Annotated in this window: 11 protein-coding genes; 6 read left to right on the plus strand and 5 right to left on the minus strand. The window is 49.6% G+C overall.

Annotated features, from left to right (window positions below; genetic code table 11):
- Nucleotides 1–966: 966 nt before the first annotated feature.
- Nucleotides 967–2,778 (plus strand): translational GTPase TypA, encoded by a 1,812-nt coding sequence (gene typA / locus B5P39_RS18525; protein WP_011715535.1) that lies wholly within the window; start codon nt 967–969, stop codon nt 2,776–2,778.
- An 86-nt stretch (nt 2,779–2,864) separates the two neighbouring features.
- On the opposite strand, the gene B5P39_RS18530 is transcribed toward typA, so the two are convergent.
- Nucleotides 2,865–3,872 (minus strand): AraC family transcriptional regulator, encoded by a 1,008-nt coding sequence (locus B5P39_RS18530; RefSeq protein ID WP_088212577.1) that lies wholly within the window; start codon nt 3,870–3,872, stop codon nt 2,865–2,867.
- 138 nt (nt 3,873–4,010) lie between these two features.
- On the opposite strand from B5P39_RS18530, the gene B5P39_RS18535 reads away from it, so the two are divergent.
- From B5P39_RS18535 to katG, 4 genes are all read left to right on the plus strand, one after another.
- On the plus strand, nt 4,011–4,772 hold the full coding sequence (locus B5P39_RS18535; protein WP_011715537.1) for an SDR family NAD(P)-dependent oxidoreductase: 762 nt from the start codon (nt 4,011–4,013) through the stop codon (nt 4,770–4,772).
- Nucleotides 4,773–4,819: 47 nt separating this feature from the next.
- Nucleotides 4,820–5,326 carry a 2,4'-dihydroxyacetophenone dioxygenase family protein gene (locus tag B5P39_RS18540; RefSeq protein ID WP_088212578.1) on the plus strand — a complete coding sequence of 169 codons (507 nt, stop codon included), beginning with the start codon at nt 4,820–4,822 and terminating at the stop codon, nt 5,324–5,326.
- A gap of 10 nt (nt 5,327–5,336) precedes the next feature.
- A complete protein-coding gene (locus B5P39_RS18545) occupies nt 5,337–6,413 on the plus strand; it encodes a zinc-binding dehydrogenase (protein WP_088212579.1) in 1,077 nt (358 codons plus the stop codon).
- A gap of 353 nt (nt 6,414–6,766) precedes the next feature.
- Nucleotides 6,767–8,953: a catalase/peroxidase HPI gene (gene katG, locus B5P39_RS18550; protein WP_088212580.1), complete on the plus strand. Its 2,187-nt coding sequence runs from the start codon at nt 6,767–6,769 to the stop codon at nt 8,951–8,953.
- 87 nt (nt 8,954–9,040) lie between these two features.
- On the opposite strand, the gene B5P39_RS18555 is transcribed toward katG, so the two are convergent.
- The 4 genes from B5P39_RS18555 to B5P39_RS18570 all read right to left on the minus strand — a co-directional run bounded on the left by B5P39_RS18555 (nt 9,041) and on the right by B5P39_RS18570 (nt 13,299).
- The gene (locus tag B5P39_RS18555) at nt 9,041–10,255 is read right to left on the minus strand and encodes a 4Fe-4S binding protein (RefSeq protein ID WP_088212581.1); all 1,215 of its coding nucleotides are present in this window, start codon (nt 10,253–10,255) and stop codon (nt 9,041–9,043) included.
- Between the two features lie 207 nt (nt 10,256–10,462).
- Entirely contained in the window at nt 10,463–12,196 is a 1,734-nt protein-coding gene (locus B5P39_RS18560; protein ID WP_088212582.1) for a GGDEF domain-containing protein, read from the minus strand.
- Nucleotides 12,197–12,394: 198 nt separating this feature from the next.
- On the minus strand, nt 12,395–13,048 hold the full coding sequence (locus B5P39_RS18565) for a DUF2959 domain-containing protein (protein ID WP_088212583.1): 654 nt from the start codon (nt 13,046–13,048) through the stop codon (nt 12,395–12,397).
- Between the two features lie 29 nt (nt 13,049–13,077).
- On the minus strand, nt 13,078–13,299 hold the full coding sequence (locus B5P39_RS18570) for a hypothetical protein (protein WP_088212584.1): 222 nt from the start codon (nt 13,297–13,299) through the stop codon (nt 13,078–13,080).
- An 81-nt stretch (nt 13,300–13,380) separates the two neighbouring features.
- Here B5P39_RS18570 and B5P39_RS18575 point away from each other — a divergent pair, with 81 nt between their 5' ends.
- Nucleotides 13,381–14,394 (plus strand): virulence factor BrkB family protein, encoded by a 1,014-nt coding sequence (locus tag B5P39_RS18575; protein ID WP_088212585.1) that lies wholly within the window; start codon nt 13,381–13,383, stop codon nt 14,392–14,394.
- Nucleotides 14,395–14,401: the final 7 nt, after the last annotated feature.

Here is a 14,401-nt window from a genome sequence, read left to right on the forward strand (position 1 = left end):
TAAAGGGATGTCCCTTCTATAATCTTTTAACTCAAGTCGCGCTTGAGCCAAACTTACAAGCTATATAGCGATATCTATGCCAACAATTTAAGATGTTGATAATCAAAGGCTATATATTTTGGTGCACAACAATTTACTCAGTGTTGCACTATGTTGGTGCGTTTGCATGTGGCATTTTGGTGCATTAATCCATTTTGGTGCGCGCCGTCACAACACCATTTTAGTGCACGGTATTTGAGTGCAATCTCGCCACGCCCATTTATCCCGAACTCGTCGGCCCATTAAACTCATAGGCAAGCCAGGTTGATATCTCAATTCTGGCTTTTGACAAGATTCGAAACCAAACAAAGCACAATGAATCTAGCACATTAGTGAGGCGAGATAACCGTGCAAGCTCACTATTTCAATCGCACGCAATAATGTCACAAAACTGTGGCAACCTAAGCTGTTTTTCGCGGGACAGTTATGGGTAGATATATTGAATAATGCTTAATTATCAACTCATTAAAATCGTTGTTCGCAATGGGGAATAGAGTTTGTTGAAACTGAGGCCAAAGTTATCCGCTGAAATCGCTAAATGGCGCCAGCCGGGCTTATTTCGCTGCTCATTCTGGCGTGTCACGGCTTGATGACGTGGATTGACTATACTTATGGCGGCTTTGGGCCGAGCGGCAAAAGTAGTACTGAGTGAAAAACAGTGAATTCAGCTGCTTAGCTTGGTCGATGACAAGATAAACTGGCGAATCGCCTGCGCATTAACGGTGCATTTAGGCTATTTGACTCAGGCAAGAGAGTGGCTTTTGAGCACTGTGCTCAAAAAATTGTTTTATAAGTGTTCAAAAATAATCCTGTGCGGCGAGGCCGCTCTGGAGTAGAATGTCACGCTTTTTTATGGCGACTCAACGTAGATTGCTATAACGAATATTGAAATATCCCTATTTTTGTTTGATGGTAAGAGGTTTATCCGTGCTAGAGAATTTACGTAACATCGCCATTATTGCGCACGTTGACCATGGCAAAACGACCCTGGTTGACAAGCTGCTGTCGCAATCAGGAACCCTTGCAACCCGGGGAGAAGCTACTGAGCGGGTGATGGACTCCAACGATCTTGAAAAGGAACGTGGGATCACGATTCTGGCAAAGAATACTGCCATCAAGTGGAACGACTACCGCATTAACATCGTAGACACCCCAGGCCACGCCGACTTCGGTGGTGAGGTTGAGCGCGTACTGTCTATGGTGGACTCAGTATTACTGCTGGTTGACGCCGTTGACGGTCCAATGCCACAGACTCGCTTCGTAACCAAGAAAGCGTTCGCCCAAGGCTTAAAGCCAATAGTTGTTATCAACAAGATTGACCGTCCTGGTGCTCGCCCTGATTGGGTTATCGACCAAGTATTCGACCTGTTCGATAACTTAGGTGCGACCGACGAACAATTAGATTTCCCAGTGGTTTACGCTTCTGCGTTAAACGGCTTCGCAACCTTAGATCCGGATGAAGTTGGCACTGATATGACGCCACTGTTCCAAACTATCGTTGAAAAAGTATCTTCACCTGCAGCTGACGCTGAAGGTCCATTCCAGATGCAAATTTCTCAGCTCGATTACAACTCATACGTGGGTGTTATCGGTGTTGGCCGCATCAAGCGTGGTAGCATCAAGACTAACCAACAAGTGACCGTGATCGGCGCCGATGGTAAGACTCGTAACGGTAAAATGGGCCAAGTATTAGGTTACATGGGCTTAGAGCGTACCGAAGTTGACGTAGCAAACGCTGGCGACATCGTAGCTATTACCGGTTTAGGTGAGCTGAAGATTTCTGACACTGTGTGTGCCGCAGGTAATGTTGAAGCGCTGCCACCACTGTCAGTTGACGAACCAACACTGACCATGACTTTCCAAGTCAACACTTCACCTTTCGCAGGTAAAGAAGGTAAGTACGTGACTTCACGTAACATTCTTGAGCGTCTGCAACAAGAATTAGTGCACAACGTGGCACTGCGTGTTGAAGAAACCGACAGCCCAGACCGTTTCGCGGTATCTGGCCGTGGTGAATTACACTTATCTATCCTGATCGAAAACATGCGTCGTGAAGGTTACGAATTAGCGGTTTCTCGTCCAGAAGTAATCTTAAAAACCATCGATGGCGAACTGTGTGAGCCATACGAAACTCTGACCGTTGACGTTGAAGAAGAGCATCAAGGTACTGTCATCGAGAAGCTGGGTGTACGTAAGGCTGAGATGAAAGACATGCAGCTTGACGGTAAAGGCCGCGTGCGCGTTGACTTTATCATCCCAAGCCGTGGCTTAATCGGTTTCCAAACTGAGTTCTTAACGGCAACTTCTGGTACTGGTCTGATTTACCACTCATTCGATCACTACGGTCCGCACAAAGGTGGCGATATCGGTCAACGCGCTAACGGCGTATTGATCTCTAACGCGACTGGTAAGGCGCTAACATTCGCACTGTTCGGTCTGCAGGACCGCGGTCGTCTGTTTATCGGCCACGCTGCCGAAGTTTACGAAGGTCAAGTTGTGGGTATCCACTCACGTTCTAACGACCTGACAGTTAACTGTCTGAAAGGTAAGCAGCTGACTAACATGCGTGCTTCTGGTACTGACGAAGCTCAAGTACTGACTACGCCAATCACTTTAACTCTTGAGCAAGCACTTGAGTTTATCGATGATGACGAATTAGTTGAAGTAACACCTAAGAGCATCCGTGTTCGCAAGAAACACTTAACTGAAAACGACCGTAAGCGCGCTAGCCGCGGCTAATGGTGGTTGTGTAGTTGCGTAAAGTGACTGCCACAGAGTGAATAAAGCCCCGCTAAGGCAACTTAGCGGGGCTTTTTTATCAGCCTTCAATCCTCAATTTTCCCCTTCCGATACTGCTGTTGCCATTGCTTAGGGGAAAACCCTGTCCAAGTTTTAAAGTGGCGACTAAACACGGCGACTTCGGCATAACCGAGTTGCAGTGCGAGTTCGGTGATGGTTTGCGTGCCGTAGCTGAGTTGCTGTTGGGCGATATTTTGCCGAACATCCTGTAGTAATTGTCGATAGCTTTGCCCCGTCTCTTGCAGCCTCGTTTGTAGGGTGCGTTCGTGTAAACCCAGCGCCGTCGATACCCGTTCGATGCAGCATTCTCCCGTGGGCAGCAGCCGATGGATTAAGTCCCGTGCTTGGTCGGCAAGGTTGTCGGGGTAGCGGCTCTGTAAATATTGCAGGTGCGACTGGAGATGGCGGTTAAGCGCCTCTTCATCGTGATAGTTACGCCCCAAGAGTTGTGAGCTTTTAAGCACTACGCCATTAAAGGGCTCGCGAAAACGTACCGAGTGGGTAAGGCGCTGAGATTCCAGTTCGCTGGGTTTGTTCTGGCATAAATACAAAGGAATGTTGCTGATATTGATATTCAGCAGGCTCGAGACAAACATCGCCAGCTGCGCCACGCTCATTTGCATCAGTTGTTCTATGCCCCTAGGGCTGTGAACATTCATCGATAGTGCAAGGCGGACAATCTCACCCTGAGATTGCAGTTGTAATGATACGCCTGAGGCGTGCAGATACAGATAGTCATTCACGCGGGCCAGCGCATCGGCCACAGTGGCCGCGCGGGAAACCAGCATAGGTAAATCACCCAATACATGCAAAGTCTGTCGCTGGGCCAACATTAACCCAAACAAGGGCTGCTGACAGCGCTGCGCGGCAATTTCCAATAATTCGGCTAGCCGCGGATAAGCGATATAGGTGTTGGGATCGCGAAACTGGGCCTGACGCAATCCAGCCTGATGGATCATTTCTATGGGGTTTTCCCCCAATTCTAGGACCAGTTGCTCGAATTGAGCGACGGCACCACTTCTGACTAGGTACATGGGACGCTTAGTTCACTTTGTTATAAGACTCGCAATATATCAAATTTGGCTCGTAATAAGTCAAGAAGATGTGCAATTAACCATCTAAATTAACAACGTCTTAATAATGAAATTGATAAATATAAAAAGAGGACAGCTATGCGTTTACTGAATAAAACCGCTGTGGTGACGGGGGCTGCTGGGGGCATAGGGCAAGCCATCATCCGTAAACTACTCGCCGAAGGGGCTCGCGTTGTTGCCGCCGATCTGTCGGCCGATGCGCTCAAAGTATTTAACGATTTTCCCGCCGATAAGTTGGTGACTTTTAGCGTCGATGTGACCGACTACAAGCAAGTTGAAGCCATGGTCAAGCATGCGGCTGACCAGTTCGGTCAGCTCGATATTCTGATCAATAATGCCGGCATAGGCTTGGCTAAGCCGCTGTTACAGCATGATCCTATTAATGATTTTGAACCTGTCACCAATGTAAACCAAAAAGGCGTGTACCACGGCATCCTCGCTGGTGGCCGTCAATTCCAAGCCCAAGGCTCTCGGGGCGTGATTTTAAATACTTCGTCGGTTTACGCGCAGATCGCCTCAGAAATGACCTTCACCTACAACGTCAGTAAAGCCGCCGTAGACATGATGACCAAATGCGCTGCGCTGGAACTGGCTCCCCTTGGCGTGCGGGTTTGCGCCGTGGCGCCGGGCCGTGTCGACACACCTATGCTTCGTCAGTACGAGGCGCTCGGGTTGTGGGAACACATTCGTAAAGAGCAAATGCGTCAAGAATTTACCCAACCGAATGAGATTGCCGATGTGGTGGCGTTTCTCGTTAGTGACGAGGCCAACTGCATCAATGGCTGCACAGTGAACGCCTCCGACGGCTTTGAAAACTTTAAATATCCACTGCTGGGGTAGTGGTCGCTCGACCCAACAACACAATAACAACAATGAGGAATGCAAACATGGCTCTACCAGAAGTGATTAATCATCAAGACTTTTTATTAACCCTCAATACCAACGAGGAGCAGATCATCAAAGATGCACTGCCGGGCGTTGATGTTTATCCATTGTTCTTAGATCCAGAAAACGGTACTTGGGTGATCCGTGCTAAGTTCAAGCCAGGTATTACTCTACCAAAACACTTCCATACAGGCGTGGTTCACTTCTACACTCTATCAGGTCGTTGGAACTACGTTGAATATCCAGATCAACCGCAAACTGCTGGTAGCTACCTGTATGAGCCAGGCGGTTCTATTCATACTTTCCACTGCCCAGAAGATTCGGAAGGCGCTGATGGCTTTATGGTGATCACGGGTTGTAACGTGAACTTCGATGAAAATGGTAACTTCATGTTCATGATGGACGCTGGTTGGATTGAGCAAGCTGTTGTTGCTGCGGCTAAAGCGCAAGGCTTTACTGCTCGTTACATCAAACCAGGTGCTCAAGCGCGTATGAGCGACGCAGAATAAGGATTTGGCTATGAGCATGATGAATGCCCAAACCATGAAGGCAATCGTGATGCAGGACGGCGAAGTCACCCTGCAGCAAGTCGATTTACCTAAACCACAGGCTGGCCAGGTTTTAGTTCGTAGCCTTGCCTGTGGTATCTGTGGTTCAGATATCCACATTACTCGCCACTACAGTGAAGTGTTTAGCTTCTACCGCAAGCTTGGCGTTATGCCAGAAGGCGTAGATGACCATGTACCTGTGATGCTTGGCCATGAGTTCTGCGCTGAAGTGGTAGAATTCGGTCCGCAAACGCAACAAACATTAGCAGTCGGCACTCGCGTAACTTCAGTACCTATCCTGATGAGCCAAAATGGTGCGGGTGTGGGGGTGACTCCCGGTGTTAATGGGGCCTATTCAGAGTACTTTATTCTCGATGAGGCGCTGTTAATCCCTGTGCCTGACCATTTACCACCAGAAGCCGTGGCGCTAACCGAACCCTTAGCCGTAGGGTTACATGCCGTAAATCGGGGGAACGTCGGCGCAGAAGACACGGCATTAGTGGTGGGTTGTGGCCCAATTGGTTTAGCTGCCATTTCTGCACTGCATCTACGCGGAGTACGCAACATTATTGCGGCCGACCTACAGGGCGAAAAACTGCAATTAGCCCGTGAATTTGGTGCGACTCATATAGTAAACCCAGGTGAGCAGGACGAAGTCGCCTATGCCGCCGAAGTTGCTGCGGGTCATCGTGTGGTGATTTTCGAATGCGTGGGCATCCACAAGTTGATTGAAGGCTTTGTGAAGCGTGCGCCAGCTAAAGCCACCATAGTGGTAACAGGTATTCACACCGCAGAAGCGAATATCAACTACGCCTATGCCACAGTGAAAGAGCTGGATATGCGTTTCTCTTACTACTATCAGCCTGATGAATTCGCTGCCTGTTTAGCGGAATTAGCCCAGGGCACCATTCCTTGGCGTAAGCTGCTCACGGGTAAAGTGGGGATGGATGGGGTATCGGGGGCATTCAAGCAATTAATGCAACCGAATCCACATATTAAGGTTGTGATTGAACCTTGGCGTAACGGCGAGTTGGAGACGCTCAACTAATCGTTCAAAGCGCTCAATCAAATTAAGCCGCTAACTCGTTTAGCGGCTTTTTTGTTCATTGTTGCTATTTTTGTTATCCTCAATTGGCTAATTTTTAATCCTGAACTGGTTCACAAAATAGCGACTTTTGACCGATTTCGATTGTGTTTTGTTGAATCTAGCCTAGGGTTAATGGTTAGGTCAATCCCTAGTGATGGCATTGTCTTTGTTACCAAATTTGTCTTTTTTGCTGTCACAAGATTGCCAACAAGCCTTGGCAAACTGTGAAGGCTCTCGTTTCGACCGTAGTGTGTCTAGCAAGAGTTTTAGGGCGCGCTACTCCCGTTAGTGCAAGCTAAGTAAAGGAATATTCAATGGACAAGACGCAAAGTTCCCAAGGTAAATGCCCCGTGATGCATGGGGCGAATTCAGCGGTCGCCAGCAACAATATGGACTGGTGGCCTAAGGCACTTAATCTCGATATTTTGCACCAGCACGATAAGAAGACGGATCCTATGGATCCTAAGTTTAACTATCGCGATGCCTTCAACAGCTTAGATCTCGCCGCGGTGAAGCGCGACCTCAATGCTTTAATGACCGACAGCCAAGATTGGTGGCCCGCCGATTGGGGACACTATGGCGGCCTGATGATCCGTATGGCATGGCACTCAGCCGGGACCTATAGAGTTGCCGATGGCCGTGGCGGCGCGGGAACGGGCAATCAACGCTTTGCACCACTCAATAGCTGGCCTGATAACGCCAACCTCGACAAAGCCCGTCGTCTACTCTGGCCGATTAAGAAAAAATACGGCAACAAACTCTCATGGGCGGATTTAATGATCCTCGCGGGCAATGTGGCCTACGAGTCTATGGGTTTAAAAACCTATGGATTCGCCGGTGGCCGAGAGGATATCTGGCACCCAGAGAAGGACATTTATTGGGGCTCTGAAAAACAATGGCTAGCGCCGACGGAAAATCCCAACAGCCGTTATTCTGGCGAACGTGACCTTGAAAACCCTTTGGCTGCCGTGATGATGGGGCTGATCTATGTGAATCCTGAAGGGGTCGATGGCAAACCCGATCCCCTGCGTACCGCCCAAGATGTGCGTGTCACCTTTGCGCGAATGGCGATGAATGATGAGGAAACCGTGGCCTTAACCGCCGGCGGCCACACCGTGGGTAAATGCCATGGTAATGGTAAGGCGCAGGATCTTGGCCCCGAGCCTGAGGGCGAAGAACTTGAGGCCCAAGGTTTGGGCTGGCTCAATAAAAAAGGCCCGGGCACAGGCGCGAATGCCGTGACCAGTGGCCTCGAAGGCGCTTGGACAACTCACCCCACCCAGTGGGATAACGGTTATTTTCACCTACTGTTAAATTACGATTGGGAATTGAAAAAAAGTCCAGCGGGCGCCTCACAGTGGGAACCGATTAATATCAAAGAGGAAGATAAAGTCGTTTCTGTAGGGGATCCGAATCGCAAGTTTAATCCCATCATGACGGATGCGGATATGGCGATGAAGATGGATCCTGAGTATCGCAAAATCTCCGAGAAGTTTTATCAAGACCCCGCCTATTTCTCCGAGGTATTTGCCCGCGCTTGGTTTAAGTTAACTCACCGCGATCTCGGGCCTAAGAGTCGCTACTTGGGGCCAGAAGTGCCGAATGAGGATTTGCTTTGGCAAGACCCGATCCCAAGCGTGGATTATCGCTTAGATGCCAGTGAGATTGTCGAGCTGAAGGCGAAATTATTAGCCTCGGGGCTCAGTGTATCTGAACTGGTTGCTACTGCGTGGGACAGTGCCCGCACCTTCCGTGGCTCGGATTTCCGTGGTGGCGCCAATGGCGCGCGGATCCGCTTAGCACCGCAAAAGGATTGGCAGGCCAACGAACCCGAGCGGCTGCAAAAGGTGCTTAAAGTATTAACCGAATTGCAGGCAAGCCTAAGCAAAAAAGTCAGCATTGCCGACTTAATCGTACTGGGCGGCGCCGCAGCGATTGAAAAGGCCGCCCACGCTGCGGGAGTCAAAATCACAGTGCCCTTTATCCCCGGTCGTGGCGATGCGACGCAGGAAATGACAGATGTGGAATCCTTTGCCGTGCTTGAGCCCTTGCACGATGCGTATCGTAACTGGCAGAAAAAGGATTATGTGGTTCAGCCCGAGGAGATGATGCTCGATCGCACTCAATTGATGGGGTTAACCGCCCATGAGATGACGGTGCTGATTGGGGGGATGCGGGTGTTAGGCACTAACTATGGCGGCACGCGGCACGGTGTGTTTACCGACAAAGTGGGTGTGTTAACTAATGATTTCTTTGTGAATCTCACCGACATGACCTACAACTGGAAGCCTGCGGGCAGCAATCTTTATGAGATAGTCGAGCGTAAAACTGGCGCAGTGAAGTGGACCGCGACCCGCGTCGATCTGGTGTTTGGCTCTAACTCGATTTTGCGCTCCTATGCCGAGGTGTATGCGCAGGATGATGCCAAAGAAAAGTTTGTGCATGACTTTGTGGCAGCTTGGACTAAGGTGATGAATGCCGATAGGTTCGACCTTGCCTAATCTCTAGCGTTTAAGCTTAGCGTGAACATAAAAGGTGCAGCTTGGGCTGCACCTTTTTTTATGTCTACTTACCAACAAATCAGAGAACTAATGGCCCACGCGGTCAATCACTTGGATAAGCTCCATGCGGATACTGTCCGGTGTTTGGCTATGCCAGAACCCGGCTAAATAGGCGCCCAGCGGTAGAGCAAAGAGTGCCAATAATAACAAGACTAACAATCCCTTATGGCTAACTCTGTGGCCCGATTTAAGGCCAAAACCGAGCGCCGCCGATTTAGGGCAAGCGGCCACACAGCGCATACAGGCTTGGCATTCGTCGCTGCGTACCGTAGTTTTGGTGTGCACTATGATGTTGGCTGGGCAGGCGCGGGTACATTTATCGCACTTCATGCCTTTGGCTTCGATCAGGCAATGCTGAGTATCGCGGCGGATCTTGAGTGGGCTGGCAAAACTTAAGATCCCAAGCATGGCGCCATAGGGACACAAGTAGCGGCAAAAGCCTTGGCGACGCCACGCAGCTAGGGCGAGGATAAGAGCGAAGCAGGCTAAGGTAACAAGCCCTGGCGTGACAAAAAACAGCGCCATCTTAAGATCGGCAATCTTGTGGTAGTTGCCCTGTAGATAATAGGGGATCGACTCGCTAGGCATACCGATGACGATGTAAAAAAGCGCCAGTAGTAATAGGTACTTAAGCATACGCAGTGGCCAGTCTAACCATGCGGGTGGCGCAAGTTCTGCTTTGATAAAGCGCTTGCGCAAGGCGTAGAGGTATTCGCCAGCGAGTCCTAATGGGCAGGCCCAGCCACAAAAGGCGCGTTTGCAGAGTAAGCCCGTGAGTAACACGGCGGCGAGCATGACGGCTGCAGCTGGGTGCGTTTGGTCCCACAGGTTGAGCGTCAAAATGGCTTTTAATTCAATTCCGCCCGCGATAGGCAAGAAGGCGTCGGCGACATCGGGGCGCATCAACCAAGGCACTATGCCTTGTTTAAGCTGGATAGCATTGATGCAGTATTGGATAGCGACGATAAACAGCGAGAGCGCGAGCAGATGCTGGCAGCCTTCGCGCAGGGTGTTGATTTTTATCTCACCCTTTAATTCCTCAGGGGCAAACTTGTTGGCTATCAGGCACAGCGGTAAGGCAATGGCTAGGGCGATCGCCAAAGGCCAGTAGAGGCTAATCGCTACGGCGCCAACACTTAAGAGTAAGGTGGCAACAGCGCCCCATTTTTTACCGCTCCAATAACTTAAGGATGCGATATACATCAGGGCCAACATCAGGGTAAGAGATTCAATAAAAGTCATGTTAATACTGCAAATAGAATACACGTATTCCATCTGAGTGGCTTTCGTTAGATAAGTTTTTGAGCCTAAAGCGAAATTGTGCGGTAGATCCGATATTTACAGTATGCCGTGGTAAAAGCGAGTGATAGCTCACAAAGCCGACACAGCACCTTATAGACCGAGTCGATTTTGTAGAGTAGGAGATGGCACTCGCTTTGGTTTGCCGTGTTAGTTTATACCTTCCTGTATCTCTAATAGATTGATTTCACTGGATTGCACATTGTTACGGCCCTGATGTTTAGCGCGATACAGGGCATCGTCCGCCAGCTTGATGGCATGCTCTAGGGGATGGGCAAAATCAACGGCCGCCACCCCAAGACTGAGGGTGACAGTAAACACTTCTTGCGTCTCGGCCATAAAGCTTAACTCGGCGACGGCGCTACGAATGCGTTCGGCGCATTGGTGTGCCTCGGTAAGGGACACGTCATGCAGCAACATAATAAATTCTTCGCCGCCGTAGCGCGCCACTATGTCACATTTACGCGCGTGCTGTTTGAGGGTGGTGGCAATGTCGATAATGACCTGATCGCCCATCAGGTGGCCGTATTTGTCGTTGACCCGTTTGAACAGGTCGATATCACAGATAATCACCGCCATGGGTTGTTGTGTCACGCTCGCCTGCATGTAGATCCGCTGCGCTTCTTTGTGAAAATGACGGCGATTAAACAAATGAGTGAGTGAATCGGTAGCCGCTTGATATTTAAGTTCTTCCTGCGACGCTTTAATTTCTTCGAGCAGACGGATGCGATAGGCGATGATAAGTGCAAGCACTAGCGCCTCTAGCATAATGCCCACGCCGACACCGTGGCTTGAGAGATAGCTAAACTCGGCGCGGCCTTTGTAAAACATCACCGCAAGACCACTAAAGCCGACGAAAAGACAATGGCCGAGGAGAAAGTATTTCGCGATGGGATGTCGTTTTATCACCAGCGAAATTGTGACCGAGAGGGTAGTTAACATCATCAAGGCTGCCAAGCTGCTGGAATAGCGCAGCGCACCAATAATATCCACCACGCCGTAACAAAATTCGGCCACTAACAGAGCGAGCACAAAGACGAGAGCGTAATGCTCGAAGCGATAATGTTGCCGAGTTTCGAAAATATCCATCATAAATAAAATCAAAAAGATGGGCATGGTCATCAGCGTAAGGTGCCAATACAGGCTGGCTGAGCCGTAAAACGCGAATACTTCGGCGACCAGCCCGTAGGAGAGGGCAATCCAGATCCCGCCTGAGATTAAGTAACAGGCGTAAAACAGATTGTCCCGCTGGCGGGAATACATAAATAACAATAGGTTGTAGATAATCAGCGCTAGCAACATGCCCACCATCACGGCGATATCGGTAAAACTGCCGAGCAATGCCCGTTGGGATTGTTCCTTGTTGTATAAATCGATAGAAAACCATTGATGTGAAAAGGACACACTCTCGACGTATAGGGTTTTCTTTTGCAGTGGCGCGAGTGTGACCTCAAATACTGCCGCACCGCCATAGAGCCAGCCATAGGTGCTAGGGTCATCGAGGTCGAGTATTCGGCGCTGTATCTCCTGCCCATCGACTGTTTCATAGAGTCCAACCTGGCGATTGTGATAGGCGTAGGGATGGTGAAGATACAGGGTTTGTGGGCTATCGCTGGTATTTACTAAGGGGATTTTTGCCCAGGTTTTGATGGCGGCTGTGCCAAGGGATACGCGATTGCTGGAGTCGATAAAGGTTTGCTGCGTGACTTCAGTAAAGGGCATGTTCTCCGAGGTATCGACAAAATAGCTCATCGGAAAGTCGGTGAGACTGGTCGTATTATCCTGCCAGGATATCTCTGCCGTTGCGGCCTTGGTCGTGAATGTCACGCAGATGAGCAGCAATGCTCCCAATGTGAGTAAACCCATCCATGTCGCTCGGCCCATACAGATTCTCTTGATTAACGTTGAGCTAACAAGTATGCCATAAAGTATCAATAGCGTACTGAGAATGAAAAAAAATCAGCGAGATTAGGGGATTTTATCGGGTTGAATAAAGCGGTAAACAGCAGGCGTAATGGAAGATTTAAGAGGGCATCGACCTTGCCAGCCTCTGAGGCTGACAAGGCAAGATGACGGCGAGCGTTAACCTTTAGAGTTTTCGAGGGCCTCGATAAACTTGGTCGACTCGTTGATCGATTTGTTCATCTCTTTGATTAGGCCTGAAATATCCGTCTGCAAACTCGCAAATTCCCCTTTAATCGCGCCAATCGCTTGAGCATTCAAGTTATGTTTTAAATACAGCATATTGTCTTTCATGGCGGTGAGGATGGGTGGCATTTTAGATTCGGCGCGGCGCATGGTTTTCATCAGTTGCTCGTAGGAACGGCGGGTTTCCTTGAGCTTGGTTTCACTGTTGCGGCGCAGGCTGGCTTTACTGATCTCGCCGATTTCGGCTTGCCACTCATCGAAGAGCGCCTCGGCGACATCTTCGACTTTATTGATGCGATTGCTTACGTCATCGGCGGCACTTTGGGCTGACTCGTATTCATCTTTGGCCTTGTTATAGGCCTTTTCGAGGTTGCCACCATCGTGGTTGAGCAGGGCTTGCATCTCCTCGAGTGCTGAGCTGAACTCTTTTTGGGCATCCTCTTGGGATTCTTTTGCGGCCTTCACTCTGTCGACCATAATGTCGCGCTTGTGGTAGCCCACTTTTTCCATGGCGCCGTAATAGGCGCTCTGGCAGCCCGTCAGCAATAGCGTTGCCGCCATCAGGCTAGAGGTGATCAATCTTTTCATTGGGTATTCCGTCACTGAGTCAGATGAAGTTAGTCGGCCTTAAAACGCGCCGCATCGATAATGCTCCAGAGGTGAAAGATAGCACCTATTACCGCAGGGACCACTAACCACCAGAGGGCATAGCCAACCACAGTGACCACGAAAAACAGCAATGCAGCCATAATTCGTCCCTGTACCAGTTGACCTAGGCCGGGAAAGAACAGACTGGCGATAGCGGCGATAACGTTGCCCGCAGATCCTTGTTGTGACATCAATTCACTCCTTAGACTTGTAAATTAAGTGTTTATTGTACGAAGATAACGAGTCAATACCAACAGAATCAAGAGAAACCCGTGACTAAGAAGATAGAACTGGCACAAATTCAAGTCTTATTCCTCGGGATCTGGCGCTTCCTGCTGCATTTACGTCAGCGTTTAGTGGAAGATCAAATCAATATTCGCGCCGGCCACTTGGCCTATGTCACTCTGTTATCCCTTGTGCCTATGGTGGCTGTGACTATGTCCATGCTGTCGGCTTTCCCTGTGTTTAAGGGGATCCGTGGTCAAATCGAAGCCTTTGTTTACGAGAATTTTCTGCCCGCGGCGGGCGATACAGTACAAGTCTATATCAATGAATTTGTTGGCAATGCCTCTAAGGGCACGGCCGTGGGGATCGCGGCTCTCGTGGTGGTGGCGATTATGCTGATCTCTGCCATAGATAAGTCGCTGAATAATATCTGGCGAACTAAGGAAAAACGTTCTGTGGTCGTGGCCTTTTCCATGTATTGGATGGTGATTACCTTAGGCCCAGTGCTGGTGGGCGCGAGCCTAGTCGCGACCTCCTATGTAGTGTCGTTAAAACTGTTTGAGGGCGATACCTTATCTGGGGTTATGCCGCTATTTATCGAACGTTTGCCTATGCTGTTTTCGGTGGCAGCGTTCTTACTGCTCTATATGGTGGTGCCGAATCAAAAGGTGAAGTTTTGGCACGCACTATTGGGTGCTGTCGTGGCAGCCTTGCTATTCGAGCTGGGGAAAAAGGGCTTTGCGCTGTATGTGACTAAATTCCCTAGTTATGAGGCCATTTACGGCGCATTGGCGACCATCCCTATTCTGTTCGTTTGGGTCTATTTATCTTGGATGATAGTGCTGCTGGGCGCCGAAATTACCGCGGCCATGCCTGAGTATTTGGACTATGAGTCTAGTAGCGATATCAACGAAACCAATCTCGATGGTGAGCCTTTAGCGGCGCAGGATACACTCGCCGTGGAGCCCGAAACGCCATATGCCCAATCAAGCCAAGAGGTTGATACGATGGGTGAACTTGCCGCAAACGCACCGCAATCGTCTACACTGGATAAGCCGTAGCTAAGTT

Origin of the sequence: Shewanella sp. Shew256 (assembly GCF_002196695.1) — a bacterium.
GTDB lineage: Bacteria > Pseudomonadota > Gammaproteobacteria > Enterobacterales > Shewanellaceae > Shewanella > Shewanella mangrovisoli.